This is a genomic window from Mycobacterium shottsii, assembly GCF_010728525.1.
GTDB lineage: Bacteria > Actinomycetota > Actinomycetes > Mycobacteriales > Mycobacteriaceae > Mycobacterium > Mycobacterium marinum.
Genome location: NZ_AP022572.1, coordinates 4,723,003 through 4,742,297, shown reverse-complemented (window position 1 = coordinate 4,742,297; position 19,295 = coordinate 4,723,003). Strand labels below are relative to the sequence as shown.

Genomic DNA, 19,295 nt, shown 5'->3' with positions numbered 1-19,295 from the left:
TGCCGTGTTCGTCTCGAACGATTTTCTTCACGACCCGGCACCCGCGACCCTCCGTCCACACCGAATAGCCAGCGACATCGGCCGAGGTGCACTCGGTGCAGTCGAAGCGGCCGCCATCGTCCGACAGATCAACGAACTTCAATTCGCGCCCGAACTGCCTGGCGGCGCGGTGAGCATCGAGGCGATCAACGGTGCAGTTGCCGCATTCACGCCGCAGGAAACCGCCTTTTTCCACCGCGGGCAGGACTTTGTGTATCACTGGGCGCTGGGTGACCGGTTGCCGGCTGACGCGGGCCTCGCCGCCCGGCACGACGCCCTGTTGCAAGAAATCCGGCACGACCTTGCCGGCGTGCGTGATGCATCAAGTCAAGATGCCTGCGAAACCTGGTTCATGCATCAGGTAAGGAATGCCCGCGAAATCGGGGTCAGGTGGTGGTCTTGCTTTTGATGCGGATGCCGGCTTTGAGGGCGGGTAGAGCGGCGGGTATGGCGGCGAGGTAGAGCTGTTCGGTCTTGTCTTTGGCGAGTCTGAGCAGGGCGGCTTGCAGGTCGGCGTTCTGGTGGGCGATCGCGGCGGGGTTGAGGCTGTTGCGGTAGGTGAGCAGCTCTGTTTGTTGGGCCGCTGAGAGGACTCCGGCGGCCAGCAGCCGGTCCAGGGGGGTCTGGGGCTTGTCGTAGAGCCGGCGGCGGTGACCGTCGCGGCTGCAGCCGTAGCTGATGGGTTTGATGGTGGGGGTCAGGTAGTTGAGCCGGTCGTTGACCAGGTGCCACAGCCGGTTGAGCACGGCGCGTTCTTCGTCGGTGTCGTAGCGGTAGTAGAACCCGTAGCGACGCACGAGGTGGTTGTTTTTGGACTCGATGGTGGCCTGGTCGTTCTTCTTGTAGGGTCGTGAGCGGGTGAAGAAGATCTCCATGTCCGCGGCCCACTTGATGACCGCCTTATTGAGGAATTCGGTGCCGTTGTCGAAGTCCAAACCCGTTACCTTATAGGGATTTTAGTAATTCCGGTTTTGAGGGCGCCCAGGATGTGGGGTGGGCGTTGTTGCGCACCGTGCGGGTGAACACCCAGCCGATGTGCATGTCGGTGAGGTTGACCGTGCGGGCGAACTCACCTTTCAGTGTCGGGCCGCAGTGCGCCACGGTGTCGCCTTCGAAGAACCCCGGAGATTCTTCGGCCTCATCGCCTGCTTTGCAGATGGTGATCGAGGACCGCAGCAGCGGGAGGGTTTCGTCGTCGACACACCCGAGATCTGGTCGCGGGCCTTGGCGCCGCGCAGGTAGCGGTCGATCGTGGCGCTGCTCATCGCCAACAGCTCGGCACGCACCGCCGGGCCGTAACGGTCACGGCCGTCCACCAGTTCGCCGTGGCGTTCTAGAGCATCCAACTGAAGTGCCATGGAAGCGGCCAGGTACCGGCCGCACTGCCCGCCTGAGGCCGCCCACACCTTCTGCAACACCTTGAGCGCATCCTAGGAGTACTTCGGATTGCGTTGCCGGCGAGTCCGTTTGGCGACCTGCCGACCCGCTCCCGGCGGCGCGGCCGCCGCCCTCAACCGCCGCCTGGCGTTGTCACGCGACCAGCCGGTGACCGCCACCACCTGATCCAGAATCTGCCCCTTGCCCGCCTTCGGCGCCCCCACATACGCCCTGGCGAACTTCGCGGTGATCTCGGCCCGAGACGACATCGACAGCCCACTTCCCATGCCTGCCAAGGATCGACCGTTTCGCGGGCATTTTTACGTGATCCACCGAGGACGCTTCACGGGCATTTCTCGTGATGCTTGCCGGCGTGTTGACAGGCGGGCGTTACGTCAACTATGCTGACATTTTGGACAGGACGAGCGACTGCTGGGGCGACAATACCGACCAGCTGATGTCCGTTGTTCAGGAGCACGATCCGGACCGCATCCTGATCTCCAGGCTTAACCCCTAGTGGCCCTGGCCGGAGGCGGGACTGCGGTTAGAGGCTGTTCACATACTCGTGTGACTAAAGTGACTGGACATATCGGTGATCACGATCGGGCGTCGCGCAATGGCATGAGACGGAGCCCGCGGTAGCAGATGGACACCACATCCCCTTGCTGCTGGGAGCCCCGTGAATGCCTGTCTACCTTGTCGAGTCCAGGCAAACCAGTTGCCCCGCTGCGGGTTGCCCATGTCGTGACAGAAAGCGCGGTATCCCTGGGACCTCCCCGACGAACAGTGGAATCTGCTGCGCTCAGAGGTTGAGGCGGTGATGGCGGATTCGACTGGTCGTCGCAACACCTCGATGTTGGAGGTGTTGAATGGTTTGTCGTCAGCAGGCAGCAGACCGGGTGATCCGGCCGAAGCTGCGATCGCCGGCGTGGCGTCGGCGGTCGGGCACGCTGGTTCCACAACGCTTTGATGTGAAGTTCCCGTTGCCTGTCCTTCGCTGAGTGTGAGGAAATCGCGCTACTGCGGTTTCAGGGCAACGTGTTTGAGCAATCGTCCGGGCGATTCGGCGCGACCCGTCCACGATCTCACGGGAACTGCGCCGCAGCGCCGCTGTTCGCTACGGGAGCAGCGGTTTCCGGGCCTCGGTCGTGCTGTGGAAGGCCGATATGGCCGCATATCGGCCCAAGACCGCGAAATTGGCCGCCAATCCGCAGCTGCATGATTATGTGCAGCAACGCCTTTCAGGGCAGATTAGCCACCCCGACGGCGGCATCATCGCCGGACCGCAACCGCCACGATTCACCGGCCGCAACAAGCCCCACCGCAAGGACCGACCGTGGTCGCTAGCGTGGAGCCAAGAGCAGATTGCCAACCGGCTCAAAGTCGATTTCCCCGAGGACAAGTCCATGCGTATCAGCCACGAAGCGATCTACCAATCGCTCTACATCCAGGGCCGGGGCGCGCTCAACTGGGAGCTGGTCTGGTGCCTACGCACCGGACGCGCACTGCACGCGCCTCGGGAACGATCATGACGCAAGACCTGGGCCCACGTCACCCGAGAGGCGGCGATCTAAGCCATACCTGCCACCCGAGGGTGATCAGGACCCTACGACAGCCCCGAAACACCCTTCCAACAAGTTAAGGAAGGCGATCTTCCCATCGGGCTCGAACGCTCTCGGCGATCGGCACCGTCGTCGAGCGTACGACCGGGTTCACCATGTTGATCCACTTGGCCCGCGAAGAAGGGCACCGGCATAAGCACTCGGTCAAGAACGGTCCGGCCCTGGCCGGCTACGGCGCAATAACGATGAAGGACGCCCTGGCAAACACCATGTCGACCCTGCCGCAGCAGCTCGTCCGGTCGCTGACCTGGCACCGCGGCAAGGAAATGTCCGCGCACGCCCAATTCAAAGTCGAGACCGGCATCCCTGTCTTCTTCGCCGACCCCCAGTCACCACGGCAACGCGGCACGAATGAAAGCACCAACGGCCTGCTGCGCCAATACTTTCCCAAACGCACCGACCTCCCGCGATGGTCTGCCGAGGAAATCGAGGCCGTCGCTCACGCCCTCAACACCAGACCACGCAAGACACTCGGCCGGAAGACACCGGCCGAAGCATTCAATGAACAGCTACTCTTGCTCCACCAAACCGGTGTTGCATCCACCGGTTGAACCCAGATAGAGAACAGATGATATCGACAACGAGTGGCCAGGTTGTCGCGCTGGCCCGCACCATGCGGGACCTGGTGCGGGCCGAAGCCGGCGAGTCCGAACGCCGGCGCACGCTCACCGACAAGATCGTCAACGAAATGTGGTCCACCGGACTGATGTCGGCATTCAATCCGACTGCGGCCGGAGGAACCGAGCCCGCGTTTGCCGAGATGATCGAGACATGGATCGAAATGGCCTGGCAGGATGGGTCGTTCGGTTGGATTGGGATCGCGAACCTGCCGTCGACGTTCGCCGCCGCCACGTATCTCCCCGACGACGGCTTCGCTGAGGTGTTCAGCGCCGCCGACAACCGAGTCACGATGGGCGGCCAGTTCTTCCCCAACGGGCAGGGAAGCGCCGGCGACGGCGGCTACCGACTGAGTGGATCGTGGAGCTTCGGCTCGGGGACCGGTCATGCGCAGTACATCGCGGCGGGCTTCTTCCCGATGGATGACGGTGAAATGCGCTGGATCCGTGAGGGTGTTCCGGACATGCAGGTGGCCGTGGTTCCGCGCGAGCAGATCACCTTCAATGACGGCTGGTTTGTGCAGGGGCTCAAAGGGACCGGTTCCTATGACTACAGTGCCGAGGACGTGTTCGTGCCGCAGGGCCGCACCTTTGGACTATTCGCCCGGGAGCCGCGACGGGGGAGTTCGCCGGCCACTCGGATGGGGCTGATGCCGGTGACCGCGGCCGGCCACGCCTCGTGGGCGCTGGGGGTCGCCAAGAGCATGCTTGACGATGTCACCGAACTTGCGGCGACGAAGTACCGGATGAGCGACATGGCCGCTCTGGCCAGTCGCCCCACTTTCCAGAAGGGCCTGGCCCATCACGTCGCGGCATGGCGCGCGGCGCGCCTGCTGGTCCTGGATGCCTTCACCACCGCCGAAGCCGCGGTCGGTGCCGGCCAGGAACTGACTCCTACGTTGCGTTCGGACATGCGCGCGGCGGCCGTCTTCGCCACCGATACCGCTCGAAGCTGTGCCGAATGGGCACATCTGGTGGCCGGAACGAGTTCAATCCGCGAGGGTAGCCGCCTCGAACGGGCGTTTCGTGACATGTACACCGGAACCCAGCACGCCTTCATCAGTGAGAAGGTCGCCATCGATTGCGCGCAGATCTGGCTCGGCATCGTCGAGGACCAGTTCGGACTCTGAGTTCACGCTAGATCCTCGGGGTGCGGAGGAAGATTTACCTGCTCGGCCAGTGATGTAATTTGGGTAAGAATTACCAATCTATCGCCGGAAATGGGTATTGGATGAACGACCACGCTGTGGCTGCGTGGCTGGCCACCGAGGCAGGTCGCCTGCTGCTCGGAGTGCGGGAGGAGTTCGCCGAAGCCGAGGTTGCCCAGCGTAAGGCGGCGGGGGACAAGCGATCTCATGACTTTCTGATGGACAAGCTGGCCGCCGAGCGTCCCGGGGATGCGGTGCTCTCCGAGGAGGGTGCCGACGACCCCGTCCGGCTACGCAGCGAGCGAGTCTGGATCGTTGATCCGCTCGACGGCACCCGCGAATTCTCCGAACTCGGCCGCGTCGACTGGGCGGTGCATGTCGCGCTGTGGCAGGCCGGCCAGCTCGTCGCCGGGGCCGTGGCGCTCCCGGCGCAGGGCATCACCTTGGCGACACCACACGTCGAGCCACCCCCGGCGGCACCCGACAGGCCGCGCATCGTGGTTTCGCGGACTCGTCCACCGGCCATCGCGCTGGCTGTGCGCGACGCGTTGGATGGCACCTTGGTGGAAATGGGCTCCGCCGGGGCCAAGGTGGCATCGGTCGTGCAGGGCTTGGCCGATGTGTATGTCCATGCCGGCGGGCAGTTCGAGTGGGATTCGGCCGCCCCGGTGGCGGTGGCCCGATCCGCTGGGCTGCATACGTCTCGTATCGACGGGTCGGCATTGACCTACAACCGGCCGGACCCCAAGCTTCCCGATTTGGTGGTATGCCGCCCCGAGCTCGCTACCGCCGTGCTGGCTGCTACCGGCTGAGACTTGCCCGTGGCGTCGCTACGATTTCGTCTGCTTCGGAAGAACTTTCGCCAGGATGCTGGATGCGACATTGCCGGCCACAATCAGCGCGATCGCGGCGAGGGAGTCAACCGAGTTGGTGAGCAGACCCGCAATTCCGGTGACCGTGAGGAAGGACGGCAACCAGCCGACAGTCTGTAGGACGGAGGGAACCAGCGCCGGCTCGCCGTTGGCCAAATCGAACTTGGCGGCGGCGTAGTCCGGGTAGAAGTCGGTAATCGCCGCCGCGAAGAAGATCGCCGCCAATTGAAGGATCCACCCGGTCCAGAAGTTGGTGCCGTCATGCCACAAGTAGTCGCCGATGAAGCCGACGGTTCCCGCAAAGGTGAAGGCGCCCGCCCACACGATGGTGATCACCGTGTTGATCTTTTTGAATAGGGGGCTGTCCCAATGCTCCGGTGGTGTGGTGTCTTTGGCGTAGGCCATGGTGAATGGCCGTCTGATCAGCAGGGTGAGCCAGGAAAAACAGGCTAGGGCGGCGTTGGTGAGCTCCCCGGACCACAACTCGAGCCACCGGATTGCGTTGTCGGTCGCGAACAGGCCGACGACCAACATGGCGCCGAAGAACGCGGTGCCGAAGACCTCGAGGGCGTGAACCCTGACGCCACGGCTGAGGCCGGCAAGCATCACCAGCGCGGAGAGCCCCAACGCGCCGGCCGCCGCCAGCTCGAAGCGCCCCGGTCCGGACAAGATTGCTAGCAGTGCCCATGGGGCGATTCCCGCAAGCGGCGAGCGAAGGAACCCATCGAGGGCGCGTGCGGGGCTGAAGACCTTGGCCGGTGGCCGATCCGGCTGCTTGTCGTTGTCGACGCTGCAGAAGGCAGGCACACTCGGGCGGGCACTTTGAATCACCTGTACTCCTTACGTTTCCGACGTTCCAATATCGACATGTCAAAATTGATATGTCGATATTGGCATGGCATTGGTGACATGTCAAAAATGGCTGGTTAGTATGGTTGGGTGAGCCTGCGACATGCGGCGTTGGGGCTGCTCTCCCAGGAGCCGGGAAGTGGATATGACCTGCTAAAGCGGTTTCAGCTGTCGATGAACAACGTCTGGCCAGCAACGCAGAGTCAGCTCTACAGTGAGCTTAACAAGCTGGCTGCTGCCGGACTAATCAAGTCCTCGGACCTGGGGCCACGGGGGCGCAAGGAGTACGCGATCACTGACGCGGGACGCGCCGAACTCTACCGATGGATGACTTCGCCGCAGCAGGACCCACCGGTCCGCAATGCCGCGCTGCTGCGGGTCTTCCTGCTCGGCCAGCTAGATCCCAGTCAAGCCCGTAGCTACCTGGAATCGTTGTTGTCTTTGTCCGAGCAGGAAAAGACGCACTACGAACGGATCCGCGACGCCTACGACTGGGCTGAGGATGACGACTCCTTCTTTGCCCGGGCCGCGCTGGAGCAAGGGTTGCGGTGGGCCCAACAGGAAATCGAATGGGCCAAGTGGGTCATTGCCGGGTTGGACCAGCGCAGCGGCGTCGCGCCGGCGGGGCAAGGCTGACGGCTACCGCAGCTCGTCGAGCGCCTTGCCCATCCGCGTCACTGCCTCAGTCAGAATGGCCTGGGAAGTAGCGAAATTCATGCGCACGTGCCCGTCTCCGCCGGTTCCGAACACGTGGCCCGAACTCAACGCCACTCGGGCGTGATCGAGGAACCAGCTGGCCGGCCCGGATAGATCTGACACCACCGCAAGACCGGACGCATCCTGCTCGGAAATTCCGAGGTCTCGACAGTCCAGCCAGGCCAGGTAGGTGCCCTGCGGCCATCGCAGCCGCACCCCGGGAAGCTGCGCGTCCACCAGATCGCTCAACAACGTGCGGTTTGCGTCCAGTCCGGCCAGCAGCGCGTCAAGCCAGTCGCCGCCGGTTCGGAACGCTTCGGTGTGCGCAATGATGCCCAGGTGACTCGGCCCGTGGCTGACCTCTTCCGGCATCCGGCGTAGATCGGCGGCGGCCTCCGGACCGGCAACAGCCAACGCCGCGTTGACGCCACCCAGATTCCACGCCTTGGTGGCCGATGTCAGCGACAGCGCATTCTCGGAGCCGGGCACCGTCAGGTACGGGGTGAAACGTGCTCCGGAAAAGACCAGGGGAGCATGAATCTCGTCCGACACCACCCGCACGTGATATCGACGGGCGCGTTCGGCGACGCCGCGCAGTTCGTCGCAGCTGTGCACGGCACCGGTCGGATTGTGGGGATTGCACAACAGGTAAGCCACGTTGCCACCTGCGCGGCGCGCTTGAGCGAAGGCCTCTTCCAGCGCGTCCGGGTCGATCCGGCCATCAGTGCCCAGCGGCGCTTCGCCCACCCTTCGGCCGTCGTGTGACACGAATGCGTAGAACGGGGCGTACACCGGTGAATTGACGATCACGGTGTCACCGCGATCGGTGACCAGACGGAGCATCTCAACGATGCCCATCATCACGTCCGGAACGATCGCCGTCCGGCCGACCTCCAGGTCGTGCCATTGCCAACGCAGCGCGGCGAATTCGGCAAGGGCTTCGGCATATGCGGTGCCGTAGGGGTATCCGGTATCGCCGTTGTCGACCGCTCGATGAAGCGCGGCGGCCACCGTGGGTGCCAGGTTCACGTCCATCTCCGCCACCCATAAGGGCAAGACATCGCCCGGGTGCGCACGCCACTTCATGCTTGTCCGGGTGCGTAGTTGCTCGAGTGTCAGTTGCTCGAGCGGGTTGGGGTTCATGGGCGATTACGTTAGCGGGCTGTGCGGTACCGACCGCACCGGACGTGGCTTGGGCGGTGCCACCTGGCTAGTAGTCGTAGCGGGCGATGACCGGTCCGCCCCGACCGCCATCGCCGTCGTCAGATACCAAGGCGGGCACCATTTCACTGGTGACCAATCCATGTTCGCGGGTCAATTCGTCAACCACTTCAAATGATTCGGCGATGTTGGTCGGGGTATCGATCACGATGGTGACGACCGGCAGTTGGCAGCCCAGTGCGAACAGCTTGTCGCCGTGGGGCTGATGTTCGCCGTTGAAGCCCCAGATGCCGCGCAGCACGGTAGCCCCGTCGGGCCTCCGGCGCCGGTATAGGCGTCGCACGATGGCCCGGTGAATGGGAACCCCGTCGTGCCGGGCCGATTCGGAGGTGTAGATCATCAGCTTCTGCCACAGCGGCAGACCGTGTTCGTCGGCTGCGGGCAGGGCATGGGGACGGCCCAGCAGTTCACCGTCACGCTTGCAAACCCGAACTCGTTCGAGCGTGATCAGTGGACGGCGCAATAGCCCACCGAGCTCCGGCAGTACCCGACGGATGCGATCGCCCGAGCCAACGGCAATGATTATCGTCGGGACGTCGGCGTTACGGCCGAAGAACATGGCGCGTTGCCGCCGCCCGTGCGCGGTGCCGTCAACACCCAGGAAAACCGAGGCACCAGCCAGTTGGCGTCGGTACATCAGATCGCAGATGGCCAGATAGGCGGGCATACCGTAGGCGCGTTCTTTGCGGCCAACGTAGACGGTCAACTTGGCGGCTTCGTGAAGTTGCTCTGACAATTCCAGTGCTGGCAGGTCCCCGCGCACCATGCGGGCGCGCTCGAGAGTGAGCAGCCCTCGTTGCTTGATGGCAAGCACCGGGTCGAGTAATGCCTCGATTTTGGGCCTACGGTCGGTACCGATGATCACCACGGGCGGATCCTCGGAGAGGGTCAGCGATTGGTCGGTCCGCAGGTGGCGTCCCGTCCCGAATCCACCGGCTCCGCGCAGCACGACGCTGGACGCGATGTTGTGTTCTTGGTAGAGGCTGAGCAGCACATCGGCCAGGAAGCCGTCGTCGGTTCGGCGCCGCTCACCCAAGTAGGCGCTCACCTTGAGGCAATCGTCATCCATGCCGGCCCCTGAAGCCGTGCTGCCTAGGAGTTTTCATGCCGCAGCGCCGCCGCTGCAACCGATGTTCGCCTCGTGGGCATCGGGTCGGTGTGTGCCTATGGGATGACCACCGTTGCGGCGCAGTTCGATTCGGGCCACGCGCGGCGCGGGACGAGCGCGGGAGTTTGGATATGCCACCTGGGACTCCTCTGTTCGCAGGTGCCATCAGCCGGCTGGCGGTTCAGAAGTCGAGCTTCCTGGCGAGCCCCATCGCCGCTGCTAGTTAACCGACGGCCTCTCGGTGGGTCAAGTCCGAATTCGATGGCCCGTCGGTCCCGCGACTACTCAGCCGGTGCGATCCCAGAGCGGCGAGGTTGACTACCACCATGTTGTTGTCGATGGGATGCCCGTTTTGCTCAGACCGTCCACCACGGTGCGATAACCCTGCCCGTGCAGTACCGCCTGATAACGGTGGTGAAAGTGTCCGTGCCAAAGCCGACCCGGGCGGACGGCGTCGACAACGCAGCGCAGCCGCTCGCGATGCAGCTCGGACCGACGCAGCTCGAGTTCCGGGAACCCGCGCCGGTCGCGCGCCGCTCTGGGAACGGTGATTCCGGCCGGGCAGTCGTGACAAAACATGGCATCGGCTTCTCCGGCGGCCGCGGCCGCATTCGCCTGGCGCATGGTCAGTAGCTCCTGCTCCCACCAGGAGCGGCCCCGCTTGCGTAGGAAACGGTCGATCGAATAGGCGCCACCGAGGGCCAGACACCGGGTCTGGCCCCATAGCCAACGAAAACCCCGCGGCAGGTGCACGAGGTGGGCACGCAGGTATCGCAGACCGTCCGGGTCGATGGGCCAACCAAGCAATCTTTCGAAGTTCTCGTGGTTGCCGTCGACGAACCCCAAGACCATCCCGCACCGGTCCAAAGCTTCTTCGAGCGAATCCAGATACTCGTCGGTGAAGTTATAGCCGAAATCGCCGAGCTGAATCAGCACTGTCGCTTCGCGTTTGGCGGCGTGCTCGATCGCGCCGACGGCGTACTTGGCGTCGGAATGCCAATCGCCGGCGATCGCGACTCGCAACGGTTGGGCTAGAAAGGACCGCGTAGTCGGCTGTCGCAGTATCTGAGAATCCGGTGAGCCGTTCATGGACCGCCCTCCTAGCTCTGCGATCGAGCCGCCCAACGGCAGTCATCGAGTCCCAAAGACTCGTTGGCATCTAGGTCCTGTCTGCTAATTGCGGACGCGGTGGTAGGTGATGATGGCGGCCAGGGTGACACCGCTGAGGTAGGTCAGGGCGTATTTGTCGTAGCAGGTGGCGACCGCGCGCCAGTGTTTGAGCCGGTTGAAGCTTCGCTCGACGGTGTTGCGGTGCTTGTAGATTCGGCCTGAGAACCCCGGAGGCCGTCCTCTGTTGCGGCCTTTGGCTTTGCGGCGGGTGATCTGGTCGCTGCGCTCGGGGATGGTATGGGCGATCTTGAGCCGGCGCAGCTGTGCCCGCGTCGAGTCATGGGAGTACGCCTTGTCCGCCAGCAGGTGAAACGGGGCGTATGAGTTGCTGCACCGGGCGGCCAGCAATGGCCAAAGCATCGGATTATCACCGGCTTGACCGGCCGACAGTGCCAGGGTGACCGGACTGCACAGCTGGTCGGTCAAGGCGTGGATCTTGGTAGTCAGCCCGCCGCGGGAACGCCCAATAGCGTGGTCATCGGGCTCATCGAGATATTTCTTGTAATTCGACAGATCCCCCTGTGCGGCGCCCGGGGCGCTCCGGCTGCGTGTTGGTGGGCGCGCACACTGGTCGAATCGACCGACAACAGTGCGCCCAGGTCGGCGTCCTCGGCGTCGAGGTCAGAGGCGATCGCCGCGAAGATCCGCGCGTAGATGCCATCGACCGACCAGCGTAGATGCCTCTCGGCCACCGATTGCCAGGGACCGAAGTGCTCGGGCAGGTCACACCACGGAGATCCCGTACGGTAACGCCAGATAATGCCCTCCAGAGTACGTCGATGATCGTTCCACGGCCGGCCACGCCGCCGCCCCGCAGGCAACACCGCCACGATCAGCGACCACAAATCATCAGAAATCGCATGCGTCCGCATCACCCAAACAGCATCAGCCAAAACACCATTCACATTAAGCAGACACGCCCTAGGCGCCACAGCCGGTTGAGCACGGCGCGTTCTTCGTCGGTGTCGTAGCGGTAGTAGAACCCGTAGCGACGCACGAGGTGGTTGTTTTTGGACTCGATGGTGGCCTGGTCGTTCTTCTTGTAGGGTCGTGAGCGGGTGAAGAAGATCTCCATGTCCGCGGCCCACTTGATGACCGCCTTATTGAGGAATTCGGTGCCGTTGTCGAAGTCCAAACCCGTTACCTTATAGGGATTTTAGTAATTCCGGTTTTGAGGGCGCCCAGGATGTGGGGGTGGGCGTTGTTGCGCACCGTGCGGGTGAACACCCAGCCGATGTGCATGTCGGTGAGGTTGACCGTGCGGGCGAACTCACCTTTCAGTGTCGGGCCGCAGTGCGCCACGGTGTCGCCTTCGAAGAACCCCGGAGATTCTTCGGCCTCATCGCCTGCTTTGCAGATGGTGATCGAGGACCGCAGCAGCGGGGAGGGTTTCGTCGTCGACACACCCGAGATCTGGTCGCGGGCCTTGGCGCCGCGCAGGTAGCGGTCGATCGTGGCGCTGCTCATCGCCAACAGCTCGGCACGCACCGCCGGGCCGTAACGGTCACGGCCGTCCACCAGTTCGCCGTGGCGTTCTAGAGCATCCAACTGAAGTGCCATGGAAGCGGCCAGGTACCGGCCGCACTGCCCGCCTGAGGCCGCCCACACCTTCTGCAACACCTTGAGCGCATCCTAGGAGTACTTCGGATTACGTTGCCGGCGAATCCGTTTGGCGACCTGCCGACCCGCTCCCGGCGGCGCGGCCGCCGCCCTCAACCGCCGCCGGGCGTTGTCACGCGACCAGCCGGTGACCGCCACCACCTGATCCAGAATCTGCCCCTTGCCCGCCTTCGGCGCCCCCACATACGCCCTGGCGAACTTCGCGGTGATCTCGGCCCGAGACGACATCGACAGCCCACTTCCCATGCCTGCCGAGGATCGACCGTTTCGCGGGCATTTTTACGTGATGCACCGAGGACGCTTCACGGGCATTTTTCGTGATGCTTGCCGCATCTTTGCGGGCCGCGTCGAGCATCGGTAACCTTGGTGGTATCGCAGTGAAGTTCGCTGCAATCTCGCTGCAGGTGCCGGACTTGGCCGGTCCGTTGCGATGCGCCAATGCCCGGCAAGGCATCGTGCAGCGGGATTCAGGTCGGCCAGCCCCGATCAAAGGCGCTGTGAGCCAATGAAATTGCTAATCGCGGTAGTAGGCGTGTGCGCGGCGGTCGTATTCGGTGCGCCGGTGTGGGTTGCCGGTGTTGCCCGCGCCGGCGATGATGTCGGATTTCTGGTCGCTTTGCAGCGGATCGGTATCACCTATCCCAGCCCAGCCCAAGCGATCGATCCCGCCCGAGCGGTGTGCGTGTGCCTGGATCGTGGTGAATCCGGTCTGGCCGTGGTTCAGGAAGTGACGGCGCGCAACCCCGGCTTCGACATGGACGCTGCCGCGCACTTCGCGGTCATCTCGGCGAACTACTATTGCCCGCATCACCTCGCCGTGACCTGACGTGGCCCAAGGGTGGTAGTAGCGCAGCGGCGCGGGCGGCACCGAAACATCGCCCTGTGGCCCACTTTCGGCTAAGCGGGACTATCGCATTGATCGACCAGAACCGCGCCATCGGCCCGGTCTCCGAGCGTCTGCAGGGCAACGTCCCCGCCCGCGGCGGTGACACGCACGATCTCGGCTAGCTCCGCCGGGGCGTCGCATTGCAGGTAATGGTCGGCGGTGGGAACCACCCAGTAGCGGCTTCGGCCGGGTTGGTTCTTCAGATACGCCTGCCATACATGGTTGGGGACACGCAGCGGCGCGACGGTGTCGTGCAGTCCCCACGCCAACGTGGTGTTGACGGTTATCGTGGAAAGTGATTCAAGCCAATGGGTTTCACCTGCAGCACGTTCATGCAGATACTGAATTGTGTCTGGTAGTGCCTGGATTCCATCGTTATGCGCAAAACACCGTGCCAAAGCGGTGATCTCGGGATCTTCCAGTGCCCTGCGTGGCATGAAGGTACTCGCACCGAGTCCGGCCGCCAGTAGCTCGGGCGTCGTCGCGGCTGCGGTGGCTCGTGCCGTCGCGGGGTCGAGCAGCGCGGTTTGGAATGCGGTGAGGTTCGACAGCGGAAGGTAGATGTTGGCGTTGGTGATGATGAGGTCGATGGGCAGCGCAGGTGGATCCTCGGCGGCCAGCATCCCCAGTGCGATCATGCCGACGCTGCTGCCGCGGTCGTGGGTGAGCATCCGGAACTCGGTGAGCTTCCAGACCCGTCTGATCGCGTGAACGAGCAGACGGGCATCGTCATACAACGAGTAGACGTAAGGTTGCCGCGGCTTGTCGGACAGCCCGTAGCCGGGGAAGTCCAGCACATAGATGTCGAACTCCGAGCCTAGTTCGCGCGCCAATGCGAAGTAGTCGATGCTGGAGGTTGGGAAGCCGTGAACCAGGACCAGGGCTGGCGCGTTGGGTGTGCCACAACGGCGGGTGAACACCGTGACCTCGGCATCGGCATTGGCGGCAGTGGTTGAACGCCAGCGTAATGTCGAAGCACCGCTTTGCCATTCGGCGAAGATGTCCAAGACCATTCTCCTGTGCACTATTCCAACCACCGCGGGTGTGCCCGGCGGCGGCTTACCCGAAGTTCACGATTGCCAGCAAGACCGGAAGCTGCTTGGTGCGAGGCTCCGGGGCCGCGAGCCGGTCAGGTCCGAAGAAGGAGCCGCTGAGGTAGTTGTCGGCATCCCAGATGGTCGCCGGGCTGACCTGTCCCTGGTAGCTGAAGGTGTCCAGCACGTAGGGCAGTGCATCGGCTTCCAGCAGCGAAGGGCCGTCCATCAGCTGGAAGTGCAGATGTGGGGCGTTCGAATTGCCGGTATTGCCCAGCTTCGCGATCTCCTGGCCCTTTTTCACCTTGTCGCCCGGTTTGACCAGCAGCGAGCCTTTGATGAGGTGGGCATACATCGCATACGCGCCACCGCCGATGTCGAGGACAATGTGGTTGCCATCGACGTTGTCCACCGTTATCTTCGCCGCCAATGCCGGATCCGATGCCGGCAGGATGCCCGGCACGTTGGCTTCCATGTCATCGAGCGTCGAGGTCACGGTGCCGTCGGCCACCGCATACACGCTGCTGCCGTAGGAGACATAGCTGTCGTTGTTGGTCTTGTCGCCGGCGAAAAAGTTGCCCTGGTCGTTCGTTCTCATCCAGTCGATGGCGAAGCGCTGGCTGTTGTTCAGCTTCATGTTCAGCGGGAGGATGGAGTCGCGATGGGCCCAACCCGGTTCACAGCAGCCGTTGAACGCCACCCAGTTGTTGCCGCGCAGCGGCGGACTGATCACCCGTGGCGTGCCGGCCGAGATGTCGAACGGCGCACCCAGGGTGTCCAAGGGGCCGGATTCGGCGCTTGAGCCAGGGGCAGTCACCCCGGTGCCATGCAGGCGCAGCATCACCGCCTTGGGGAACTGCGCCAACTTGTCGAACGTGAAGTCAAGCAGCAGCGCACGTGATCCTTGTGGTGGGATGGTGAAATCGGTTGACGGTCTTCCGGTCAGCTGTCGCAGCCGGTTGCAGTTTCCATAGCTGCACTTGGGGTCGACCAACTGGGTACCCGAGAACGAGGCGAGCACCTTGCTGGGGTCCTGGGCGTCGACTACATCGACGCTGGTGAGGGCCGCCGGAGCCCCGGTCGCGTTGGTGATCTGCACGTCGTACGCCAGGTGGTACTTGCCGTCGGTGCCGGGGAACGGAAACGTCGGCCGGCTGATTGGCGCGATGGTCAACGGTGTGAACGCGTCGGGAACCGTTACTCCCTCGAGCGCGTTGCTTGTGCCGTTGGCGTTGGTCGAAGCGCCTTCGGCACCAGTGGTACTCGATGAGCATGCGGCAACGCAGAGTGCTAACCAGAAGACAGCCAACGACTTCCAGAACGGACTGCGCGCCCGGCGTCGTGGTTGCTCGTATGCCATCAGATATGCCTCCTTGGTTGACGCCGGACTCCGTGATTCTAGCCCCGATCCATCGATTCGCCGTGTGTTCTGGGGGTGGGTTCGGTACGCGAAATGACCTGTATTGGTGGGAGAATAGGATCTGTTCAAGATCACATTGGGGTCAGCACGAAGGGCATCTCGTTTATATCAAAACGCGAACCCCAGGTATTCAGTCGGTGGATCGAGGCTTAGTAGCTGTGACGCCGCTTTTCTTGATCCGCAGCCGCAGACCGTCGATATAGAGGATCGGAGACACTTCGTTCAGCGTCAGGATTGCCGGCCTTGATCTCCTCTGCGACGACCTAGGTGATGTAGGAGATCAACTCCCGAAACGCCGACGCCCCGTACACCTCCGCTGGAGCCGACGCCCCGTACACCTCCGCTGGATGAGCCTCGATGTCGTGGGTCGTCATGCCGCGCGAATAGAGTTACAATACAACGGAATTGATGTTTTTGAGCCAGTTGGTCTTCTTCGGTACGGTCGCCGGCTCGAACGAGCTGTTGCGGTCACGGGGTGCATCGATGCGCACAGGATCGTTGATCGTGCTCACCGTCTTGGGCGTGGTGCCATTACGGGAATTGCTCGTGACACGCCCGGCGGGATCACCTGCCTGATAGCCCAGGTGATGGGTCAGCTCCGAATTCAGCGCCCGCTCCAACACACCCTTGGCCAGCTCATTGAACAAACCATCGGCCCGTCGATCGGGGTCCCGTCTTTGACCGCCCTTGATCAACGAATCCACTGTCTCCGCCAAAAACGTCTCGGTCAACCGACGCGCGGCCGACTTCTCGGCAGCTGGTCGGTAGCGATAATGCCCGAATAACTTGACCGACCACGAAGCATCCGGCATCGCGCTAAACACACCGCGGAACACAACGGCAACCATCCGTGCCGAGAACTCGCAAGGCTGCCGACCGCGCCAATAGTGTTGTGCCGCTAGGGCAACCCGTTGAGCCCGTTTTGGCCCAAAAGGCTTCCGCCGGTCCCGCCGGTGCCGCCATCGCCGTTGGGGTCGCCGATTCCGCCGTTGGCGCCATTACCGCCGACACCGATCAGCACCGCATTGCCACCAACGCCGCCGGCACCACCTCTACCGGAGCTGGCCAACGACTCTCCACCGGATCCACCGGATCCGCCGGTACCCAACAGTTGCCCGCCGGTGCCGCCGGCACCGCCGTCTCCCGCGTCTCCGGCGTCCGGACTGAAGAGGCCGCCGGCACCGCCGGCACCGCCGGGCCCGCCGAAGCCGAGCCCACCGGCCGCACCGCCCGCCCCACCGGCCCCACCGTCAACCCGGCCGGTGCCGCCGAACCCGCCGGCACCGGCGCTGGAGAACAACAATCCGGCCGCACCGCCGGCACCGCCGTTGTCCACTTGGCCGAATCCGCCGGTGCCACCAACCCCGCCGGCGCCGTAACACAGCCCGCCATTACCCCCGATCCCGCCGACACCCCCTGTCCCTCCGTATCCACCGGTGCCGCCGGCCCCGCCCGGACCGCCGAACATTCCAGTGTTGCCGCCGGCCCCACCATTACCGCCGGATCCACCAACACCGTCCCAGCGGAATCCAAACCCACCGCCACCGCCGTCCCCGCCCCCGGCACCGACCAGCCCGCCCAGCAGCCCGCCGGCCCCACCAGCCCCACCAGACCCACCCGTCGAAGCGGGCCCGCCACCAGGACCGGTGACGCCGCCGAACCCGCCAATTCCGCCGTTCCCGCCTGCACCAAGCAGCCCGCCGGGGCCGCCGGCGCCGCCGGCCCCGCCGCCCGCACCGGTGTTGAATGAAAACGGACTGTAGTAACCACCGGAGCCGCCGTTCCCACCGGCGCCGGACAACCACCCGCCGGCCCCGCCGGCCCCACCGGTGCCGCCGGCCCCCAATTCTGGGCTAAGAACGATGTAGCCGCCGCCGGCCCCACCGGTGCCTCCGGCACCAACGAGCCCAGCGGCCCCGCCGTCGCCGCCGGCCATGCCGTTGTAAGCGCCAGAGCCACCGGCCCCCCCGTCACCGAGCAGCCACCCACCCGGGGTGCCATCTGCACCGCTGAAGGCGGCGCCGGGGGTGCCGTTGCCAATCAGCGGGCGCTCAGTGGCGGCCTGAACCGGCGCATTGATCGCGTTGAGCGCATCTTGTTGCAGGATGTGCAGCGGTGAGGTCCCAGGCGGAGCGTTAAAACCATCCAGCCCTAGCAACAGCCCACTGCCCCCTCCGGCGCCGATGCCACCGGGCGTGCCGATGACAGCGCCTCCGCCCACTCCGGCGTTGCCGCCGTTGCCGATCCAGACCCCGTTACCGCCGTTCCCGCCATCACCACCGATGAAGCCGGCCCCGCCGGCCCCGCCGGCACCCCCGTTGCCGATCAACAGGCCGGCGCTGCCCCCCGCCCCCCCCATCTCCTCCGGCCGCGGGGAACACACCGCCGAAGGTGTCAAACCAGCTTTCGCCACCGGCCCCTCCGACACCGCCATCGGAGAACAACAGCCCACCATTCCCGCCAGCCCCACCTGGCCCACCGCTCGAGAGGCCGAAGCCGCCTTGCCCGCCGGCGCCGCCGGTGGAAAACAGCAACCCACCGTCACCTCCGACCCCACCGGCCCCACCAAAGGTGAAGTCGCTTTGGCCGCCGGCCCCGCCCGCCCCACCGGAGCCGAACAATCCGGGAACGCCGAGCAGCCCGCCGGCATGACCGCCGGTCCCCCCTGCAAGACCGCTATAGCCACCGGCACCGCCGGACCCGCCCGGCCCACCGAGCAACCCGGCATTGCCGCCGGCCCCACCAGCACCCCCTGCTGCGCTTCCCAACCCTCCGGTGCCGCCGTCGCCGCCACCGGCGCCGAAAAACCCGGCCAGCGGCCCCCCGGACCCTCCAGCACCACCAGCGCCACCAATGCCACCAGTGGCAAAGATAGAGTTGCTCCCGCCGACCCCGCCGTGCCCGCCCGCACCGAACAACCCGCCAGCGCCACCCACGCCACCATTACCCCACAACCAACCTACAGCGCCCCCGACACCGCCAGCCCCACCATTACCCGATGTCGACCCGCCCCCAGCCCCACCGGCGCCACCGACACCCAACAACCCTGCCGCCCCACCATTACCCCCGCGCTGCCCCGGCGCGCCCGACCCGCCGGCCCCACCGTTACCGAGCAACCAGCCCCCAGCACCACCATCAGCCCCGCTACCCGGTGCCCCGCTAGCCCCGTTACCGATCAACGGTCGCTCCGTCAACGCCACACTTTGGGCATTGATCACCGCCAATAGCTGCTGCAGCGGCCCCGCATTGGCGGCTTCCGCGGCCGCATACGCACCCCCGGCCCCCTCCAGCGCCTGCGTAAACTTCCGATGAAACGCTCCAACCTGCACACTCAGGTTCTGATATGCCTGTGCATGCGCCGAAAACAACGCCGCAATCCCTACCGACACCTCATCACCAGCGGCAGCCGCAATCTCCGTCGTCTGCGCCGCAACCGCAGCATTGGCCTCATCCAGCGTCGCACCCAACGCTGCCACCTCACCCGCGGCCGCTACCACGAACTCCGGCGCCACCAACACCTCCATCACACCCTTTCACCAGGCTGGACCCGGCCAGCAAAGGCTTCTGGCCTGACCCCGATCGGTTGATCCACGGCTTGTGAGAGTCTTGTGGCCCA

The 19,295-nt window shown here is 64.5% G+C and carries 18 protein-coding genes, 5 pseudogenes and 1 riboswitch; of the genes and pseudogenes, 6 read left to right on the top strand and 17 right to left on the bottom strand.

Annotation, left to right across the window (positions count from 1 at the left end; translation table 11 throughout):
• Positions 1–4 precede the first annotated feature (4 nt).
• Entirely contained in the window at positions 5–448 is a 444-nt protein-coding gene (locus tag G6N41_RS29085; protein WP_231608657.1) for a hypothetical protein, read from the top strand.
• Here the strand turns inward: G6N41_RS29085 and G6N41_RS21895 are convergent.
• From G6N41_RS21895 to G6N41_RS21880, 4 genes are all read right to left on the bottom strand, one after another.
• Positions 426–974: a hypothetical protein gene (locus G6N41_RS21895; RefSeq protein ID WP_231608579.1), complete on the bottom strand. Its 549-nt coding sequence runs from the start codon at positions 972–974 to the stop codon at positions 426–428. The genes G6N41_RS29085 and G6N41_RS21895 overlap by 23 nt on opposite strands.
• A 10-nt stretch (positions 975–984) precedes the next feature.
• A complete protein-coding gene (locus G6N41_RS21890) occupies positions 985–1,140 on the bottom strand; it encodes a hypothetical protein (RefSeq protein WP_198965232.1) in 156 nt (51 codons plus the stop codon).
• Positions 1,116–1,397 carry a hypothetical protein gene (locus G6N41_RS21885; protein ID WP_198965176.1) on the bottom strand — a complete coding sequence of 94 codons (282 nt, stop codon included), beginning with the start codon at positions 1,395–1,397 and terminating at the stop codon, positions 1,116–1,118. The genes G6N41_RS21890 and G6N41_RS21885 overlap by 25 nt, the downstream gene beginning before the upstream one ends.
• A gap of 72 nt (positions 1,398–1,469) precedes the next feature.
• On the bottom strand, positions 1,470–1,685 hold the full coding sequence (locus tag G6N41_RS21880) for a hypothetical protein (RefSeq protein ID WP_198968060.1): 216 nt from the start codon (positions 1,683–1,685) through the stop codon (positions 1,470–1,472).
• A gap of 706 nt (positions 1,686–2,391) precedes the next feature.
• Between G6N41_RS21880 and G6N41_RS21875 the strand changes: the two are divergent.
• The 3 genes and pseudogenes from G6N41_RS21875 to G6N41_RS21865 all read left to right on the top strand — a co-directional run.
• Positions 2,392–3,589, top strand: a pseudogene (locus tag G6N41_RS21875) (IS30 family transposase); the annotation flags it as partial.
• A gap of 17 nt (positions 3,590–3,606) precedes the next feature.
• Positions 3,607–4,785: an acyl-CoA dehydrogenase family protein gene (locus tag G6N41_RS21870; protein WP_198965642.1), complete on the top strand. Its 1,179-nt coding sequence runs from the start codon at positions 3,607–3,609 to the stop codon at positions 4,783–4,785.
• Between the two features lie 101 nt (positions 4,786–4,886).
• Entirely contained in the window at positions 4,887–5,615 is a 729-nt protein-coding gene (locus G6N41_RS21865) for a 3'(2'),5'-bisphosphate nucleotidase CysQ (protein ID WP_020725781.1), read from the top strand.
• A gap of 18 nt (positions 5,616–5,633) precedes the next feature.
• Here the strand turns inward: G6N41_RS21865 and G6N41_RS21860 are convergent, their stop codons facing one another.
• Positions 5,634–6,506, bottom strand: coding sequence for a DUF3159 domain-containing protein (locus G6N41_RS21860; RefSeq protein WP_198965641.1), 873 nt, complete (start codon positions 6,504–6,506; stop codon positions 5,634–5,636).
• Between the two features lie 108 nt (positions 6,507–6,614).
• Between G6N41_RS21860 and G6N41_RS21855 the strand changes: the two genes are divergently transcribed.
• Positions 6,615–7,160, top strand: coding sequence for a PadR family transcriptional regulator (locus G6N41_RS21855; RefSeq protein ID WP_020725779.1), 546 nt, complete (start codon positions 6,615–6,617; stop codon positions 7,158–7,160).
• A 3-nt stretch (positions 7,161–7,163) separates the two neighbouring features.
• Here G6N41_RS21855 and G6N41_RS21850 read toward each other — a convergent pair whose 3' ends face one another.
• From G6N41_RS21850 to G6N41_RS29070, 7 genes and pseudogenes are all read right to left on the bottom strand, one after another.
• Positions 7,164–8,363, bottom strand: coding sequence for a MalY/PatB family protein (locus tag G6N41_RS21850; RefSeq protein WP_198965640.1), 1,200 nt, complete (start codon positions 8,361–8,363; stop codon positions 7,164–7,166).
• Positions 8,364–8,430: 67 nt separating this feature from the next.
• Positions 8,431–9,510 (bottom strand): DUF190 domain-containing protein, encoded by a 1,080-nt coding sequence (locus G6N41_RS21845; protein WP_198965639.1) that lies wholly within the window; start codon positions 9,508–9,510, stop codon positions 8,431–8,433.
• Between the two features lie 188 nt (positions 9,511–9,698).
• Positions 9,699–9,773: riboswitch (Fluoride riboswitch) on the bottom strand.
• Positions 9,773–10,638 (bottom strand): annotated as a pseudogene (locus G6N41_RS21840) (metallophosphoesterase). It overlaps the preceding riboswitch by 1 nt.
• An 84-nt stretch (positions 10,639–10,722) precedes the next feature.
• Positions 10,723–11,594, bottom strand: a pseudogene (locus G6N41_RS21835) (IS5 family transposase).
• A 26-nt stretch (positions 11,595–11,620) separates the two neighbouring features.
• Positions 11,621–11,854 (bottom strand): hypothetical protein, encoded by a 234-nt coding sequence (locus G6N41_RS29080; protein ID WP_231608655.1) that lies wholly within the window; start codon positions 11,852–11,854, stop codon positions 11,621–11,623.
• 5 nt (positions 11,855–11,859) lie between these two features.
• Positions 11,860–12,279, bottom strand: coding sequence for a hypothetical protein (locus G6N41_RS29075; protein ID WP_198913147.1), 420 nt, complete (start codon positions 12,277–12,279; stop codon positions 11,860–11,862).
• A 72-nt stretch (positions 12,280–12,351) separates the two neighbouring features.
• Positions 12,352–12,567: a hypothetical protein gene (locus tag G6N41_RS29070; RefSeq protein ID WP_198968076.1), complete on the bottom strand. Its 216-nt coding sequence runs from the start codon at positions 12,565–12,567 to the stop codon at positions 12,352–12,354.
• Between the two features lie 277 nt (positions 12,568–12,844).
• Between G6N41_RS29070 and G6N41_RS21825 the strand changes: the two genes are divergently transcribed.
• Positions 12,845–13,165, top strand: coding sequence for a DUF732 domain-containing protein (locus tag G6N41_RS21825; RefSeq protein ID WP_198965638.1), 321 nt, complete (start codon positions 12,845–12,847; stop codon positions 13,163–13,165).
• Positions 13,166–13,236: 71 nt separating this feature from the next.
• Here G6N41_RS21825 and G6N41_RS21820 read toward each other — a convergent pair whose 3' ends face one another.
• From G6N41_RS21820 to G6N41_RS30355, 5 genes and pseudogenes are all read right to left on the bottom strand, one after another.
• The gene (locus tag G6N41_RS21820; RefSeq protein WP_198965637.1) at positions 13,237–14,232 is read right to left on the bottom strand and encodes an alpha/beta fold hydrolase; all 996 of its coding nucleotides are present in this window, start codon (positions 14,230–14,232) and stop codon (positions 13,237–13,239) included.
• Positions 14,233–14,284: 52 nt separating this feature from the next.
• The gene (locus G6N41_RS21815; protein WP_020730516.1) at positions 14,285–15,619 is read right to left on the bottom strand and encodes a M23 family metallopeptidase; all 1,335 of its coding nucleotides are present in this window, start codon (positions 15,617–15,619) and stop codon (positions 14,285–14,287) included.
• A gap of 208 nt (positions 15,620–15,827) precedes the next feature.
• Positions 15,828–16,410 (bottom strand): annotated as a pseudogene (locus G6N41_RS30365) (transposase); the annotation flags it as partial.
• Positions 16,411–16,577: 167 nt separating this feature from the next.
• Entirely contained in the window at positions 16,578–18,038 is a 1,461-nt protein-coding gene (locus G6N41_RS30360; protein WP_456320207.1) for a hypothetical protein, read from the bottom strand.
• A 382-nt stretch (positions 18,039–18,420) separates the two neighbouring features.
• A pseudogene (locus G6N41_RS30355) lies at positions 18,421–19,203 on the bottom strand (PE family protein); the annotation flags it as partial.
• Positions 19,204–19,295 lie beyond the last annotated feature (92 nt).

Excerpts from the sequence above, each read along its gene's own strand:
- G6N41_RS21885 (WP_198965176.1), bottom strand. The coding sequence starts at position 1,397 with ATGGCACTTCAGTTGGATGCTCTAGAACGCCACGGCGAACTGGTGGAC.
- G6N41_RS21880 (WP_198968060.1), bottom strand. The coding sequence starts at position 1,685 with ATGTCGTCTCGGGCCGAGATCACCGCGAAGTTCGCCAGGGCGTATGTG.
- G6N41_RS21870 (WP_198965642.1), top strand. The coding sequence starts at position 3,607 with ATGATATCGACAACGAGTGGCCAGGTTGTCGCGCTGGCCCGCACCATG.
- G6N41_RS21865 (WP_020725781.1), top strand. The coding sequence starts at position 4,887 with ATGAACGACCACGCTGTGGCTGCGTGGCTGGCCACCGAGGCAGGTCGC.
- G6N41_RS21850 (WP_198965640.1), bottom strand. The coding sequence starts at position 8,363 with ATGAACCCCAACCCGCTCGAGCAACTGACACTCGAGCAACTACGCACC.
- G6N41_RS21845 (WP_198965639.1), bottom strand. The coding sequence starts at position 9,510 with ATGGATGACGATTGCCTCAAGGTGAGCGCCTACTTGGGTGAGCGGCGC.
- G6N41_RS29075 (WP_198913147.1), bottom strand. The coding sequence starts at position 12,279 with ATGGCACTTCAGTTGGATGCTCTAGAACGCCACGGCGAACTGGTGGAC.
- G6N41_RS29070 (WP_198968076.1), bottom strand. The coding sequence starts at position 12,567 with ATGTCGTCTCGGGCCGAGATCACCGCGAAGTTCGCCAGGGCGTATGTG.
- G6N41_RS21825 (WP_198965638.1), top strand. The coding sequence starts at position 12,845 with ATGAAATTGCTAATCGCGGTAGTAGGCGTGTGCGCGGCGGTCGTATTC.
- G6N41_RS21815 (WP_020730516.1), bottom strand. The coding sequence starts at position 15,619 with ATGGCATACGAGCAACCACGACGCCGGGCGCGCAGTCCGTTCTGGAAG.
- G6N41_RS30360 (WP_456320207.1), bottom strand. The coding sequence starts at position 18,038 with ATGGGGGGGGCGGGGGGCAGCGCCGGCCTGTTGATCGGCAACGGGGGT.